Origin of the sequence: Burkholderia sp. ZZQ-2 (assembly GCF_050768715.1) — a bacterium.
Taxonomy (GTDB): domain Bacteria; phylum Pseudomonadota; class Gammaproteobacteria; order Burkholderiales; family Burkholderiaceae; genus Burkholderia; species Burkholderia cepacia.
Genome location: NZ_LDVA01000290.1, coordinates 63,618 through 78,815 on the forward strand (window position 1 = coordinate 63,618; position 15,198 = coordinate 78,815).

12 protein-coding genes are annotated in these 15,198 nt (G+C 67.7%); 4 read left to right on the plus strand and 8 right to left on the minus strand.

Annotated features, from left to right (window positions below; all coding sequences use genetic code 11):
* Nucleotides 1–65: 65 nt before the first annotated feature.
* From ABY44_RS24405 to ABY44_RS24430, 6 genes are all read right to left on the minus strand, one after another.
* Entirely contained in the window at nucleotides 66–3,179 is a 3,114-nt protein-coding gene (locus ABY44_RS24405) for an MdtB/MuxB family multidrug efflux RND transporter permease subunit (RefSeq protein ID WP_060173773.1), read from the minus strand.
* Nucleotides 3,180–3,194: 15 nt separating this feature from the next.
* A complete protein-coding gene (locus ABY44_RS24410) occupies nucleotides 3,195–4,562 on the minus strand; it encodes an MdtA/MuxA family multidrug efflux RND transporter periplasmic adaptor subunit (protein WP_060086503.1) in 1,368 nt (455 codons plus the stop codon).
* A 253-nt stretch (nucleotides 4,563–4,815) separates the two neighbouring features.
* Nucleotides 4,816–5,640, minus strand: a complete 825-nt coding sequence (locus tag ABY44_RS24415) for an IclR family transcriptional regulator (protein ID WP_057056455.1) — start codon at nucleotides 5,638–5,640, stop codon at nucleotides 4,816–4,818.
* A gap of 606 nt (nucleotides 5,641–6,246) precedes the next feature.
* On the minus strand, nucleotides 6,247–8,211 hold the full coding sequence (locus tag ABY44_RS24420) for a PhoX family protein (protein WP_059695494.1): 1,965 nt from the start codon (nucleotides 8,209–8,211) through the stop codon (nucleotides 6,247–6,249).
* Between the two features lie 159 nt (nucleotides 8,212–8,370).
* Nucleotides 8,371–9,564 carry an ammonium transporter gene (locus ABY44_RS24425; protein ID WP_060173774.1) on the minus strand — a complete coding sequence of 398 codons (1,194 nt, stop codon included), beginning with the start codon at nucleotides 9,562–9,564 and terminating at the stop codon, nucleotides 8,371–8,373.
* Nucleotides 9,565–9,839: 275 nt separating this feature from the next.
* Nucleotides 9,840–10,175 carry a hypothetical protein gene (locus ABY44_RS24430; RefSeq protein WP_059695496.1) on the minus strand — a complete coding sequence of 112 codons (336 nt, stop codon included), beginning with the start codon at nucleotides 10,173–10,175 and terminating at the stop codon, nucleotides 9,840–9,842.
* A 193-nt stretch (nucleotides 10,176–10,368) separates the two neighbouring features.
* Between ABY44_RS24430 and ABY44_RS24435 the strand changes: the two genes are divergently transcribed.
* From ABY44_RS24435 to ABY44_RS24450, 4 genes are all read left to right on the plus strand, one after another.
* Nucleotides 10,369–10,797 carry a hypothetical protein gene (locus ABY44_RS24435; RefSeq protein ID WP_021159399.1) on the plus strand — a complete coding sequence of 143 codons (429 nt, stop codon included), beginning with the start codon at nucleotides 10,369–10,371 and terminating at the stop codon, nucleotides 10,795–10,797.
* A 90-nt stretch (nucleotides 10,798–10,887) separates the two neighbouring features.
* Nucleotides 10,888–11,343 (plus strand): Rrf2 family transcriptional regulator, encoded by a 456-nt coding sequence (locus tag ABY44_RS24440; RefSeq protein ID WP_027787952.1) that lies wholly within the window; start codon nucleotides 10,888–10,890, stop codon nucleotides 11,341–11,343.
* 129 nt (nucleotides 11,344–11,472) lie between these two features.
* Entirely contained in the window at nucleotides 11,473–12,114 is a 642-nt protein-coding gene (locus ABY44_RS24445; RefSeq protein ID WP_060173775.1) for an NAD(P)-dependent oxidoreductase, read from the plus strand.
* A 244-nt stretch (nucleotides 12,115–12,358) separates the two neighbouring features.
* Entirely contained in the window at nucleotides 12,359–12,829 is a 471-nt protein-coding gene (locus ABY44_RS24450) for an Lrp/AsnC family transcriptional regulator (protein WP_006484401.1), read from the plus strand.
* Nucleotides 12,830–12,871: 42 nt separating this feature from the next.
* Here ABY44_RS24450 and ABY44_RS24455 read toward each other — a convergent pair whose 3' ends face one another.
* Complete coding sequence (locus tag ABY44_RS24455; protein ID WP_059695500.1) at nucleotides 12,872–13,645, minus strand: ABC transporter ATP-binding protein; 774 nt, start codon at nucleotides 13,643–13,645, stop codon at nucleotides 12,872–12,874.
* A 4-nt stretch (nucleotides 13,646–13,649) separates the two neighbouring features.
* The coding region (locus ABY44_RS24460) for an ABC transporter permease (protein ID WP_431642476.1) at nucleotides 13,650–15,198 on the minus strand (1,549 nt) is incomplete at its 5' end.

The window sequence follows — 15,198 nt, forward strand, 5'->3', positions numbered from 1 at the left end:
GTTTTCGGGAGATGGGGGGGCTGCGCCCCCCCACGCGAACGAAGTGAGCGTGGGGGTCGTGTCATTTACGCATCCGTGCGCGTGCCGGCTTGCGGGCCGTGGCGCTCGAACCAGCCGCGCACGCGGCGCGCGAGCGAGTCGAAGCCGAGGTAGATCACGGGCGTCGTGAACAGCGTCAGCACCTGCGACACGATCAGGCCGCCGGCGATCGCGACCCCGAGCGGCTGGCGCAGCTCGGAGCCCGCGCCGGCGCCGACGATCAGCGGCACCGCGCCGAGCAGCGCGGCGAGCGTCGTCATCAGGATCGGCCGGAAGCGCAGCAGGCACGCCTGGTAGATCGCCTCGCGCGGCGGCTTGCCTTCGACGCGCTCGGCCTCGAGCGCGAAGTCGATCATCATGATCGCGTTCTTCTTCACGATACCGATCAGCAGCACGATGCCGATGATCCCGATGATGTCGAGGTCGTGCCCGGTGATCATCAGCGCAAGCAACGCGCCGACGCCGGCCGACGGCAGCGTCGACAGGATCGTGATCGGGTGGATGTAGCTCTCGTACAGCACGCCGAGCACGATGTACATCGTGACGACCGCCGCGAGAATCAGGAACAGCTGGTTCGACAGCGATGCCTGGAACGCGAGCGCCGCGCCCTGGAAGCGCGTCTGGAACGACGCGGGCAGCCCGATGTCCTTCTCGGCGGCCTCGATCGCCTTGACCGCCTCGCCGAGCGACGCGCCCGCCGCGAGGTTGAACGAGACGGTGGTCGACGGGAACTGCGACAGGTGCGCGACCAGGAGCGGCGACGGCCGTTCGTGGAACGACGCGATCGACGACAGCGGCACCTGGCCGCCGCCCGCCGACGGCAGGTAGATGTCGTTCAGCGATTGCGCGTAGTGCTGCTCCTTCGGCTCGGACTCGAGAATCACGCGGTACTGGTTCGACTGCGTGAAGATCGTCGACACGATGCGCTGGCCGAACGCGTCGTACAGCGCGTTGTCGACGGTTGCCGGCGTGATGCCGAAGCGCGCGGCGCTCGCGCGGTCGATCTCGATGTAGACGGACTGGCCGTTGCTCTGCAGGTCGGTCGCGACGTCGGCGAGCGACGGCTCCTGCTGCAGACGCGCGACGAGCTTCGGCACCCAGGTCGCGAACTCTTCCGAGTTCGGGCTCGTCAGCATGAACTGGTACTGCGTCGGGCTGACGGTCGAGTCGATCGTCAGATCCTGCACCGACTGCATGAAGAGCGAGATCCCGGTGATGTTCGCCACGCGGTGCTGCAGGTCGCGGATGATCTGCGCGGCCGTTTCGGAACGTTCGTCGCGCGCCTTCAGGTTGATCAGCATCCGGCCGCTGTTCAGCGTGATGTTGCTGCCGTCGACGCCGATGAACGACGTGAGGCTCACGACGTTCGGATCCTTCAGGATCTCGGCCGCGAGCGCCTGCTGGCGCTCGGCCATCGCGCCGTACGAGATCGACTGCGGCGCCTGCGTGATCGCCTGGATCACACCGGTGTCCTGCGCGGGGAAGAAGCCCTTCGGCACGTAGACGTACAGCAGGCCCGTCAGCGCGAGCGTCAGCAGCGCGACGACGAGCGTCGAGCGCTGGCGGTTCAGCACCCATTCGAGCGCGACCGCGTAGCGCGCGATCACCCAGTCGATCGCGTGGTGCACGCGCGCCTCGAAGCGATGGCTCTCGGGCGGCGGCGAATGGCGCAGCAGCTTCGCGCACATCATCGGCACGAGCGTGAGCGACACGATCGCCGAGATCACGATCGTCACCGCGAGCGTGATCGCGAATTCATGGAAGAGGCGCCCGACCACGTCGCCCATGAACAGCAGCGGGATCAGCACCGCGATCAGCGACACCGTCAGCGAGATGATCGTGAAGCCGATCTGCTTCGAGCCCTTCAGCGCGGCCTCGAGCCCGGATTCGCCTTCCTCGACGTAGCGCGCGATGTTCTCGATCATCACGATCGCGTCGTCGACGACGAAGCCGGTCGCGATGGTGAGCGCCATCAGCGACAGGTTGTTCAGCGAGAAGCCGGCCATGTACATCACCGCGAGCGTGCCGATCAGCGACAGCGGCACCGACAGGCTCGGGATGATCGTCGCGTAGATGTTCGCGAGGAACAGGTACATCACGAGCACGACGAGCCCGACCGCGACCAGCAGTTCGAACTGCACGTCGCGCACGGCGGCGCGGATCATCGTCGTACGGTCGGTGACGATCTGCACGTCGAGCGCGGCCGGCAGCGTTTCCTGCAGCTTCGGCAGCTGCGCCTTGATCGCGTCGACCGTCTGGATCACGTTCGCGCCCGGCTGGCGCTGCACGTTCAGGATGATCGCGGGCTCCGAATTCACCCACGCGCCGAGCTTGGTGTTCTCCGAGCCGGCGACGACCGTCGCGACGTCGGTGAGCATCACCGGGCGGCCGCCCTTGTACGCGACGACCGCGCTGTTGTATTGATCGGCGCTCGTGAGCTGGTCGTTCGCGTTGATCGTGTACGCGCGCGTCGGGCCGTCGAAGTTGCCCTTCGGCGTGTTCACGTTCAGGTTCGAGATCGTCGTGCGCAGGTCGTCGAGGTTCATCCCGTACTGCGCGAGCGCGGTCGGGTTCGCCTGGATCCGCACGGCCGGGCGGTTGCCGCCCGACAGGCTGACGAGGCCGACGCCCGCGATCTGCGAGATCTTCATCGCGAGGCGCGTGTCGGCGAGGTCCTGCACCTGCGTGAGCGGCAGCGTCTTCGACGTGACCGCGAGCGTGATCACCGGCGCGTCGGCCGGGTTGACCTTCGCATAGATCGGCGGGGCGGGGAGGTCGGACGGCAGCAGGTTGCCGGCCGCGTTGATCGCGGCCTGCACTTCCTGTTCGGCGATGTCGAGCGGCAGGTCGAGCGAGAACTGCAGCGTGATCACGGACGAGCCGGCCGAACTCTGCGACGACATCTGGTTCAGCGACGGCATCTGCCCGAACTGCCGTTCGAGCGGCGCGGTGACCGACGAGGTCATCACTTCCGGGCTCGCGCCCGGGTAGAAGGTCTGGACCTGGATCGTCGGATAGTCGACTTCCGGCAGCGCGGCGAGCGGCAGGAAGCGCAGCGCCACGAGACCGGCCAGCATGATCGCCGCCATCAGGAGGGCGGTGCCGACCGGCCGGAGAATGAAAAGGCGGGATGGATTCATCGAGCGGCCCGCGCGTTACTGGGCCGCGGGGGCCGCTGCCTGCGACGCGCCGTGCCGGTGTCCGCCGCGATGGCCGTCGGCGCCCGATGCACCCGACGCCGCACCGGCGCCGCGCGCGCCCGACGCGCCTTTCGGCTTGTCGGCCGGGATCGAGATCTTCGCGCCTTCGCGCAGGCGGTCGGAGCCGTCGGTCACCACGCGCTCGCCGAGCGACACGCCGCTGACGATGCTCGTGCGTTCGCCGTCGACCGGGCCGACCGTGACCTTGCGTACCGTCACCGTGTTGTCGGGTTTCACGACGTAGACGAACTGGCCGATCGAGCCGGTCAGCACGGCGGAGGTCGGCACGATCGTCGCGTTGCGCATCACGTCGACGAGCAGCCGCGTGTTCACGAACTGATTCGGGAACAGCATGCCTTCCTTGTTATCGAAGTTCGCGCGCAGCTTGACCGTGCCCGTGCTCGTGTCGATCTGGTTGTCGAGCGTCGCGAGCGAGCCCGTCTCGAGCGGCACCGTGTTGTTGCGGTTGTACGCGGTGACCGACAGCTTCTGGCCCGCGTTCACCTGCTTGAGGATCTGCGGCAGGTTGTCTTCCGACGTCGTGAAGATCACGCTCATCGGCTGCAACTGCGTGATCACGACGATGCCGTTGGCATCGCCCGGCGTCACGTAGTTGCCGGGGTCGACCTGGCGCAGGCCGACGCGGCCCGACACCGGCGCGGTGATGCGCGCATACGTGAGGTTCAGCTTCGCGGAATCGATCGCGGCCTGGTCGGTCTTCACCGCGCCTTCGTATTGCTTGACGAGTGAAGCCTGCGTATCGACCGTCTGCGACGCGATCGAATCCTGCGACAGCAGCGTCTGGTAGCGCTTCAGGTCGAGGCGTGCCGTCGCGAGCAGCGCCGAGTCGCGCGCGTGCGTGCCTTCGGCGTTCTCGAGCGACACCTGATACGGGCGCGGGTCGATCTGCGCGAGCACGTCGCCTTTCCTGACGATCTGGCCTTCCTGGAACGAGACCGACTGCAGGTAGCCCGACAGCTGCGTCTTGACCGTCACGTTCGCGAGCGGCGTGACGGTGCCGAGCGCGGACAGCACGATCGGCATTTCGCCCTGCGTCGCGGTCGCGACCTGCACGGGCTGCGGAATGTTCGCCATCGCGGCGGGGCCGCCTCGGCCGCGGTGGCCGCCGCCACCGGCGGCGCTTGCACCCGCGCCCGTCGCGGCACTGCCGGCCGCCGGCGTGCGGTTCCACGGGTGCCACCACAGCAGGCCGCCGATGACGACGACCGCGAGCGCCCCGGCCATCAGCGTGCGGCGCGGGCGCCGTGCGGCGGGAGACGCGGGGTCGTTCGAAGGAGGCGTGGGCTTTTGTTCGTTATCCATCGTGTTCTGTCAGGAAGACGGCGCGGCGTGCCGGAAATCGGACTGCTGGGCTGCGCGTGGGCGGGCGGTGCCGGGACGGGGCGCCCGGCTCGGTCCGGGGCCCCGCCGGCCTGCGCGGGAAAAGAGCGGTGCGCACCGCGAAGGCGGCGCGACGATGGGCATGATCCTACGTCCCGTCCCCGTTACAGTCCAGTGGACTATCTTTCAACGGGTTACGGTCGTTACAGAACGCAATTGGACGATGACGAATCGATTACACGGCGTGCCGCCGGGCCGGTGCGCCGCCGATCTCGCGGGTGATTTTCGCGATGCATTCGTGCAGCGCGGGCACCACGTGTTCGTGCAGCCATTCGGGCGGGCACTGGTGCGACGCGCCGCCGCAATTCACCGAATAGCGCTGCCCCGACGGGCCGACGAAACCGGCCGCCACCGCATTCAGGCCCTCGCGCCATTCGCCGATCGCGATCGCGCACCCGTCGCGCATTGCGTCGTCCAGTGCGGGGGTCAGGCGCGCGGACACGTGCGGCCAGTCGTCGCCGGCCGTGGTGCGCAGCGACTCGAGCAGCAGGCGGCGTTCGTCGTCCTCGAGTGCGGCGAGATACGCGCGGCCTACCGCGGTGCGTGCGATGTCCATCCGCGAGCCGATCTCGAGACGCGTGACGAGCACGGCCGAGCGCGGCCGGATCACGTCGATCGCGACCATGTCGAGCCGGTCGCGCACCGCGAGGTGCACGGACAGGGACGTGCGTTCGGCCAGCTCGATCATGAACGGCCGCGAGCGCGCGCGGATGTCGAAGTTGCGCAGGAAGCCGTGGCTCAGTTCGAGCACCGACGCGGTGAGCACGAAGCGCTCGCTGTCGGGCAACTGGAACAGGAAGCCGGCGCTGACGAGCGTCGCAGTGATGCGCGAGACGGTCGGCTTCGGGATGCCGGTCAGTTCGGTCAGCTCGCGGTTGCTGACGGGCGCGTCGGCAGCCGCGATGCGACGCAGGACGGCGAGGCCGCGGGCGAGGGCGGTGATTTCGTCGGGCGAGGATTCACGGTCCCGCGACGCGGGAGGGGTTACAGTGGTCGACACGAGGGATTCTCTCTATTTCCGAAACTCGATTTCAATTTTGTTGGTATTGTAGGACTATTGTCAAAGGATGCATGTTCCGCGGGTGAACCGGTCATTGGATGAGATTTTACGGGTTCACCCTTGGTTTATTAGGAAAACGCTCAAATGAGCGTTGCCAGAAAGTGCATGAACCGGTGCAAATACCGCTTGACTTGTCGGGCGGAAACGGAAAGAATGTCTCACGTTTTCGAAACATCGTTTCAAGAGTTTAACCGGCAACGATGTTTCGCGCAGTCTCTCAGGTTCTAGCACGGCCCTCGGAATGGCTAGAACTTTTTTAGCGCCACGGTCTCCGTGGCGCTTTTTTTTGCCCGTTTTTCTGCTCGCCCGCCCGGACGCGTCAGGCCCGTATTATCCCCCGATCGTCGAAACCCCCCGTTTACACCCGCGCGGCGCCTGCTCGCGCGTGCGCCTGACGCGATTCGCACGCGCAAAAAAAGCGCGATGCCCGCACTGGGCATCGCGCATCAAACGGCGTGGAGCGCCGACGAATGATCGGTGATGAAGAAAGGGACGCCCGGTTAGGGACGCCCCGGCCGGCGAGCGGCGCCTCCTCGCGCGGCCCGGTCAGGCCTTCGCGAGCTTGATGCTGGTCTGCTCGGCCGTCAGGTAGCCGACGCTCGCGCCGAAGCGGTCCTTGAAGTTCGCGCGCACGAGCGGGTCGAGCGTCGGCTTGACCTTGTCGTGCAGCGGCGATTCCCAGTCTCCCGCGTGCTGGAAGTTGCTCATGATGTACGTCCAGCCGTTGATCTCGTCGACCGCGTGCAGGCCCGTCGATTCTGCGCCGGCCGGGCACGACAGCACGCGCACCAGCGATTTCGTGTCGACGTTGTACGCCCACAGGAAGTTGTTCACGTGCATGCCCGAGTCTTCGCCGATGAAGAGCGTGCGCAGCTTTTCGGAGAACTTCAGGTTGTCCGGGTTCGCGATCTTGTCCGGGTTCGCGAGGTTGCCGAGCCCGTCGGCCGCGGCGAGATCCTCGCCGACGAGCGCGGCCGGCGCGCCCATGTCGACCGGCACCCATTCGCTGTCGATCGCGCTGCCCGTCGTGTCGCGCTGGCTGCCCTTCAGGTTCAGCGCATAGACGGCGCCCGCGGCGATCTTCTTGTCGACCGCGACGTCGCGCGACGCCGCATTGCCCTTGACCATCGACGTCTCGATCCGCGACATCGCCGTGTAGACGATCTTGTCCTTCGCGTTCACGGTCGTGCCTTCGAGCTTCGTGAAGCCCATGCTGCCGCCGAGCAGCGCCGCATAGCGGTGCGTCTCGAGGAACGCGGCCGCCTTTTCCATCCCCGGCTTCACGCGCATCCAGTTGAACTTGCCGCCGAAGTGGATCTTCGTGTAGCTCGCATCGTTCGGGTCGGTGGTCACCAGGTCCATGATGTCCGACGCCTTCAACGTGTTCGCGAGCGCTTCGATTTCGCCGCTCGTCGCGTGGCCGATCCTGATCCACGTGAGCGTCGCGGTGCCGGCGCCGGCCGACGAGGTCTGCGTCCACTTCGCGACATACAGCGTGCCGGCCGACAGGTCGGCGGCCTTGTCGGCGACGAACATGAACAGGCCGCCGTTGGTGGCGTCGTCACCCATCATCACGGTGCGCTGGTCCGGCATCACCTGGATCAGCTCGTGCGAGATGCGGCCGAGGCAATAGTGCTTCTTCACGGTGCCCGTGCCGTCGGGATTCACGGTGATCTCGGGCAGGTGGCCGTAGTGGTAGGGGTTCGCCTTCGTCTCGTCGCCGAACGTGTTCCTGCTGAACGCCTTGAACTGCGCGTCGGTCGCGGCCTTGGTCGCGTCCGGCTCGTACTCCTCGCTCGACAGGTGCGTGCCCCACGGCGACAGGCTCGCGCCGCACGTGATCCACAGGCCGTGCGCCTTCGACGTGTCGACGTTGTGGTACTTGACGACCTTCAGCGCGCCGTTGGCCGGATCCTGGTCGAGCGTCAGCACCGCGATCGGCGACGGCAGCTGGCCGTACTGCGATGCGCTCGCCTGGTCGCGCGTCGTGTATTCGAACTGCACGACGGCGAACACCGTGTTGCCTTTCACGCCGGGCACGTTCGCGTTCTTCAGCGTCAGCAGCGAGCTGCCGTCCGGGCAGTCGGAATAGAACTGGCGCTCCTTGCCGGCAACCGAGCGGTCGATGATCGGCTGGTTGTTGATGTCGTAGTAGCCGCCCGCGAGCGTCGTGCCGCCCTTGCCGTCCGGCACCATGTCGCCCGTCACGAAGAACGGCCGGTACGCCAGCTTGAAGTTGCGCGCCGAGCCGTCCGAGAACGACACCGACAGCGTCGAGCCGACCGTCGTCGTGGCCATCGCGGCGGCGTTGTCGAGCGTCGGGGCGGCCATCGCCGAGAACGTCGCCGACGTGTACGCGGCGGCGACCGGGGCCGGCGTCGACGCCGGATTGTCGTCGCCGCCGCAACCCGTCAGCAGGGCCGGCAGCGCGAGGCCGGAAAGGGGAAGCATCGGCGCGCCGGCGAGGATCTTCAGGGCCTGACGACGGGAAGCATTGGGCAACGCGGGCATGTGGAGTCCAGTTTCAGTTGTTGGAAGAATGGCCTTCGCGAAGCAGGCGCTCGGCAAGCGTCGCGAAGGCAAATTGAAAACTGGACGGAAGTGTAAGGACGCTCGATGAAAGTTTTTTGAATTGAAAACGTAATGGCGAGCTGGGCGTTCGTCAGGGGCTCAATCGCGTTCGGGCGTCGCCGAGATGCGGTGGATCGACAGGTCCGCGCCGTCGAACTCGGCTTCGCGGTCGAGGCGCAGCCCGACGGTCGCCTTCAGCGCACCGTACACGAGCGTGCCGCCCGCGGTCGCGATCGCGATGCCGCCGAGCGTGCCGACGAGCTGCGACATGAACGACACGCCGCCGAGGCCGCCGAGCGCGGGCAGGCCGAACACGCCGGCCGCGAGGCCGCCAAGCGCGCCGCACATGCCGTGCAGCGGCCACACGCCGAGCACGTCGTCGATGCGCCACTTGTTCTGCACGCAGGTGAACATCGCGACGAACAGTGCGCCGGCGGCCGCGCCCGTGACGAGTGCGCCGATCGGGTGCATCACGTCGGAGCCCGCGCATACCGCGACGAGGCCCGCGAGCGGCCCGTTGTACGTGAAGCCCGGGTCGTTGCGGCCGGCCATCCACGCGGCGAGCGTGCCGCCGACCATCGCCATCAGCGAGTTCACGGCGACGAGGCCGCTGATCTTGTCGAGCGTCTGCGCGCTCATCACGTTGAAGCCGAACCAGCCGACCGCGAGCACCCACGCACCGAGCGCGAGGAACGGGATGTTCGACGGCGGGTGCGCGGCGATCCGGCCGTCCTTCGCGTAACGGCCGTGGCGCGCGCCGAGCAGCAGTACGGCCGGCAGCGCGACCCAGCCGCCGAACGCGTGTACGACGACGGAGCCCGCGAAATCGTGGAACGGCGCGCCGAACGCGTGCGTGAGCCAGGCCTGCACGCCGAAGCGTTCGTTCCACGCGATCCCTTCGAAGAACGGATAGATGAAGCCGACGATGATCAGCGTCGCGACGAGCTGCGGATTGAACTTCGCGCGCTCGGCGATGCCGCCGGACACGATCGCGGGAATCGCCGCCGCGAAGGTCAGCAGGAAGAAGAAGCGCACGAGCGAGTAGCCGTTGTGCTGGGACAGCGTGCCGATGTCGTCGAAGAACTCGACGCCGTACGCGATCGTGTAGCCGATGAAGAAATACGCGAGCGTCGACACCGAGAAGTCGACCAGGATCTTCACGAGCGCGTTGACCTGGTTCTTCTTGCGGACCGTGCCGAGTTCGAGAAAAGCAAAGCCCGCGTGCATCGCGAGCACCATGACGGCGCCGATCAACAGGAACAGTGAGTCGACGCCGGATTTCAGACCATCCATGCCGTGGCTTCCTTGCGCAAAAAACGGGCAAGGAATGCAAATATCGAGCCAACTTGGTGAGCCGCCGCATGGAGTTGGTGCCCGTGCGCCGCGTGGTGAGGCATTCCGATGGATCGTGCACGGGAAGAGGGCGTAACCGAGGCGAGCCGAGCGCGATGCCTGATGCACGCACGTGGTGCGGCGCGTACGGAACTGGTGCGCGTGACGAGCCGGTTGATGCGGCGTGGTGCGCGATGGTGCGCGGCGGGCGCACCAACCGGCGCGTTAGTGGCGCATTAGTGGCGCGTGAACAGCTGGGGTGGCCGGCGCAGCCGCAGCGCGCACGCCGACCAGTAGGCGGCGACGGTTGTCAGCCCGAGCGCGGCGAACGCGAGCGCCGCGAAGCCCGCGAGCGACTGGCCGTCGCCGTCGGGGCCGAGGATGCCTTGCGCGACGATCAGCGCGGCGGTCCAGAAGCCGATCACGGCCTGCGCGAGCAGGCGCGCGGTTGCGACGCGGCGCGGGCGTCCGGATTCGGCCAGGCGATGCGCCGACCGCGGGCGCAGACACAGGAACAGGGTGGCGGCGAGCAATGCGGCCAGGGCGATGAGCCAGTCGACGAGGAAATCCATGAGAAAAAGGGGGCACGTCCGAAGCGGGTTGAAGCGTGCCCACTTTAGAGTCCTCGCGTGTGCGATTGAATCAGACGAGTCCGAAATTGAAAGCCATTTTTAATGGCGGGACGTGATTGGCCCTGTTCAACAGGCGGTATCATCGACGTCGGTCCAACCACGAGGCCGCGCCACGCGCGGCCGGAGATTGCTGATGAAGATGAAGACTTCGCGGGCGCGTCGCGTGCCCGGGTCCGTACTGGCGGCCGTGGCCGCCGGTGCGCTGCTGTTGCTCGCGGGCTGCGAGAAGTCCGGTGCGCCGGTCACGCAACCCGATACGGCCGCGAGCGCGGCCGCCGATGCCGCGAACAATGCGGCCAAGGCGCTCGACCAGGTGGCGAGCACCGTCAACCAGCAGATCAACGCCGCAAAGGCCGGCATCGCGTCCGCGGCGTCGGCTGTGCCGCCGCTGTCCGCGAGCGGCCTCGCCTCCGCGGCGCAGGCGCAGATCGACGCGGCTGCTTCCGCAGTCGTCGCGCATGCGGCTTCCGAAGCCGGCGCGAAGATCGCCGAAGCCGGCAAGAAGCTGCAGCAGTGGAGCCAGCAGAATGCGTCGGGCGCCAAGCCCGCGAGCGGAGAGTGACGCGGGCTTGCATGATCCACAAAATGTAATTATGATGGTTACACATGTCGCCGGCCGCAGGATGGGCCGGCGTCGTCAAGTGAGTGAGGAATGAATACCAGCAGCCGGTTCGCGTTTGCCGTCCACGTGCTTGCCTTGCTGTCGATGCAGGAAGGCGTGCCGCTGTCGTCCGACATCATCGCGGGCAGCGTGAACACGAATCCGGCGCTGATCCGCCGCTTGCTGTCGATGCTGGCGGCCGCCGGGCTGACCACGTCGCAGCTGGGCGCGGGCGGCGGTGCGCTGCTGGCGCGTGAGCCCGGCGCGATCACGCTGCTCGACGTATATCGGGCGGTCGACGATGCGCAGCTGTTCGCGCTGCACCGCGAGGCGCCGAATCCCGCGTGTCTCGTCGGGCGGCACATCCAGGGCGCGCTGACCGACTACATCGGCGACGCGCAGCGCGCGATGGAAGCCTCGCTTGCCACGCGCACGCTGGCCGACGTCACGGCCGACGTGCTGGATCTGGAGCAGCGCACGCAACATGAGGCGCGCGCCGGCGGGTAACCGGCGGCAGGGCAGGAAGCCGGACGGCGCGTTTGCGCGGCGACCGGCGCAACGGGGGCTTTGCCCCGTTTTTTTTCGGTCTTATCTGTAATTGACTTTGTTACATATTTTGCTTACTGGAGAATCGACATGACGCAACGTACCCTGAATATCGCGCTGTTCGGCGCCACCGGCACGATCGGCTCGCGCATTGCCGCGGAAGCCGTTCGACGCGGTCATCGCGTGACCGCGCTGTCGCGCCATCCCGGCGCGGCCGGCGACGGCATCACCGCGAAGGCGGCCGACCTGTTCGACGCGGCCAGCATCGCGGCCGCGCTGCCGGGTCATGACGTCGTCGCGAGCGCATACGGCCCGAAGCAGGACGATGCGGCGAAGGTCGTCGCGGCCGCGAAAGCGCTGGTCGCCGGCACCCGCCAGGCGGGCCTGAAGCGGCTCGTGGTGGTGGGCGGCGCGGGTTCGCTCGAAGTCGCGCCGGGCAAGCAGCTGGTCGACAGCGAAGGCTTTCCTGAAGCGTACAAGGCGCAGGCGCTCGCGCACCGCGATGCGCTCGGCTACCTGAAGACGGTCGACGATCTCGACTGGACGTTCTTCGCGCCGGCCGCGATGATTGCCCCGGGCGAGCGCACGGGCACGTTCCGTACGGGCGTCGGCAAGCTGATCGTGGATGCGCAGGGCAACAGCAAGATTTCGACGGAAGACTACGCGGTCGCGTTCGTCGATGCGCTCGAGCAAGGCAGCTTCGTGCGCGAGATCGCGACGGTCGCGTATTGAGCGGCGCGCCGGCCGGCGCGTGCGCATTGGGCCGGCCGCGACGTGCAGGAACGCCAGGCGATTCCACCTTGACGGGCGGGATCGCCTGTTTCGTCTGGAGCGGGCCGCGTGCCGGCGGACTCACCCGTCCCGCGCGTGTACCGGATCGGTATTTATACCGGTCGACGCGGCGAGGCGGTTTTCATATTGTTCCCCGTTGTGCAGGATGAATAGAATAAATTTCTATCTACGAGGGACTGGAGAAATGGACGCCATCGATCGCAAGCTGCTGGAGCTGTTGCAGGCGGATGCCACGCTGCCGATCGCGGAGCTGGCACAGCGCGTGAACCTGTCGCAGACGCCATGCTGGAAGCGCGTGCAGCGGCTCAAGGAAACCGGCGCGATTCGCGCGCAGGTTGCGCTGTGCGATCCGCGCAAGCTTGGGGTCGGCACGACCGTGTTCGTCGCGATCCGGACGAACCAGCACACCGAGGAATGGGCGCAGCGGTTCACGCAGGCCGTGCGCGACATGCCGGAAGTGGTCGAGGTGTACCGGATGAGCGGCGAGACCGACTATCTGTTGCGTGTCGTGGTGGCCGGCATCGACGATTACGACCGCGTCTACAAGCAGCTGATTCGTACGGTGCCGCTGTTCGACGTCAGCTCGTCGTTCGCGATGGAGCAGATCAAGTATTCGACCGCGCTGCCCGTGCGCGACCTTGCCGAGCCGGCGTAGCGCGGCAATGAAACGGCGCGGGCGTGCAGCGCGCCCGCGGGTTCAGCGGCCGCGCGCCAGTGCGCGTGCGCGCTCGTCGGCCAGTGCGTCGCGGCGCACGAAATCCGCGACGAACGGGCTGGCCGGATGGTGATGCAGTGCGTACGGCGTATCCCATTGCGCGAGCCGGCCATCCTTCATCACGCCGATCCGGTCGGCGATCGCGAACGCTTCCGCCTGGTTGTGCGTGACGAGGATCGCGGTGTGGCCCGTGCGTTTCAGGATGTCGCGCAGCTCGAACGCGAGCCGCTCGCGCGTATCGACGTCGAGATTCGAGAACGGCTCGTCGAGCAGCAGCAGTTCCGGTGACGGCGCGAGTGCACGGGCGAGTGCGACGCGTTGCTGCTGTCCGCCCGACAACTCGTGCGGATAGGCGCTGCCGGAATCGGCGAGGCCGACGAGATCGAGCATTTCCGCGACACGCATGCGCCGTTCGGTCTTCTGCATGCGCCGCAAACCGAACGCGACGTTGTCGGCCGCGCTGAGGTGCGGAAACAGCGCGTAATCCTGGAACATCATGCCGATGCGGCGCCGCTCGGGCGGCACGTCGAGCGACGGCGCCGCGACGGGCGCGCCGTCCAGCACGATGCGCCCCATGCGCACCGGTTCGAAGCCGGCGATCGCGCGCAGCACGGTGGTCTTGCCGCAGCCCGACGCACCGAGCAGGCAGCCGATGTCGCCGCGCGGCAGCGCGAGGCTCAGGCCGTCGACCACCGTGCGGCGGCCGTGCGGCGTGTCGTAGGCGAGGCAGAGGTCATCGAGTTCGAGCAGGTTCACGGTGTCAGGCTCCGATCTTGTGGCGGGTGCGGGCGAGCAGGATCACGGGCACGAGCCCGGCCAGCACGATCGCGAGGGCGGCGACCGCGCCTTCCTCGTAGGTGCCGCGCGCCGCTTCCGCATACAGCCAGGTGGCGAGCGTGTCGAAGTTCAGCGGACGCAGCAGCAGCGTCGCCGGCAATTCCTTCATGGCGTCGACGAACACCAGCAGTGCGCTCGTGGTGAGCGCGGGCCGCAGCAGCGGCAGGTGCACGCGGCGCAGCGTGCCGCCGGCCGTTTCGCCGAGCGAGCGCGCCGCCTGTTCCAGCGACGGCGGGATGCGCGCGAGGCCGGCCTCGATGCTGCCGGCCGGGATCGCGAGAAAACGCACCGTGTAGGCGATCACGAGCGCGGCCGCCGAGCCCATCAGCAGCAGCCCGTCGCGGCCGAGTGCCGCGCCGAACAGCCGGTCGGCCGCCGCGAACGGGATCAGCAGGCCGATCGCGAGCACGGTGCCGGGCACCGCATAACCGAGGCTCGCGATTCTCGCGCACACGCGGGCCGGGCCCGCGCCTGCGCTGTCGCGTTGCGCGCGCGCGGCCCATGCGACGACGAGCCCGCACGCGAGTGTCGCGACGGTGGCGGCGGTGGCGATCGTCAGCGTGTTCGCGAGCCCCGTCATCAGTTGCGCGGACACGCCGCCGACGAGATGCAGCCGCTTGGCCGTCTCGACCGCGAGATACGCGGCCGGCGCGCCGAAGCCGAGCAGCACGGGCAGCCAGCCGAGCACGGCGGCGCCCCATGCGGCCGTGCCCGTCAGGCGGCGCGGCGCGATCGGCCGCATGCGCCGGCCATGTGCATAGCGCTGGCGGCGGCGCCCGTAGCGTTCGAGCACGATCATGCCCACGACGATCGCGAGCATCGCGAGCGCGATCTGTGCGGCGCCGGCAAGATCGGACCGTGTGATCCATGTCGTGTAGACGGATACCGTCAGCGTCTGCACGCCGAGGAATTCCGATGCGCCGATATCGTTCAGCGTTTCGAGCAGCGCGAGGCTCACGCCGACCGCGATCGCGGGCCGCGCGAGCGGCACGACGACGCGCCAGAACGTGGCGATGCGTCCCGCGCCGAGCGTGCGCGCGGCTTCGAGCAGGCTCGCGGACTGCGTGACGAACATCGCGCGCGTGCTCAGGTAAACATAGGGATACAGCACGAAACCGAGTACGAAGATCGCGCCGGGCAGCGAGCGCAGGTCGGGCAGGCGGAACTGGCGCGGGCTGTCGAAGCCGAGCAGCCAGCGGATCGCGCCCTGTACGGGGCCGATCGGGTGCAGCAGGTCGAGATACGCGAACGCGACGATGTAGGTGGGCACCGCGAGCGGCAGCAGCAGTGCCCATGTGAGCACGCGGCGGCCGGGAAAGTCGTATGCGGTGACGAGCCACGCGCAGCCGGTGCCGACGATCGACACGATCGTGCCGACGCCCGCGAGCAGCAGCAGCGTATTGACGAGCGCCTGCGGCAGCACGAATTCGGCGAGATGCTGCCAGTGCGCGAGATCGGCGTCGAACGCGGCG

What these genes read in the sequence shown, in the direction of transcription:
- ABY44_RS24425 (WP_060173774.1), bottom strand. Translation starts at nt 9,564, where the DNA reads ATGGATGGTCTGAAATCCGGCGTCGACTCACTGTTCCTGTTGATCGGC.
- ABY44_RS24435 (WP_021159399.1), top strand. Translation starts at nt 10,369, where the DNA reads ATGAAGATGAAGACTTCGCGGGCGCGTCGCGTGCCCGGGTCCGTACTG.
- ABY44_RS24450 (WP_006484401.1), top strand. Translation starts at nt 12,359, where the DNA reads ATGGACGCCATCGATCGCAAGCTGCTGGAGCTGTTGCAGGCGGATGCC.
- ABY44_RS24410 (WP_060086503.1), bottom strand. Translation starts at nt 4,562, where the DNA reads ATGGATAACGAACAAAAGCCCACGCCTCCTTCGAACGACCCCGCGTCT.
- ABY44_RS24445 (WP_060173775.1), top strand. Translation starts at nt 11,473, where the DNA reads ATGACGCAACGTACCCTGAATATCGCGCTGTTCGGCGCCACCGGCACG.
- ABY44_RS24440 (WP_027787952.1), top strand. Translation starts at nt 10,888, where the DNA reads ATGAATACCAGCAGCCGGTTCGCGTTTGCCGTCCACGTGCTTGCCTTG.
- ABY44_RS24405 (WP_060173773.1), bottom strand. Translation starts at nt 3,179, where the DNA reads ATGAATCCATCCCGCCTTTTCATTCTCCGGCCGGTCGGCACCGCCCTC.
- ABY44_RS24420 (WP_059695494.1), bottom strand. Translation starts at nt 8,211, where the DNA reads ATGCCCGCGTTGCCCAATGCTTCCCGTCGTCAGGCCCTGAAGATCCTC.
- ABY44_RS24430 (WP_059695496.1), bottom strand. Translation starts at nt 10,175, where the DNA reads ATGGATTTCCTCGTCGACTGGCTCATCGCCCTGGCCGCATTGCTCGCC.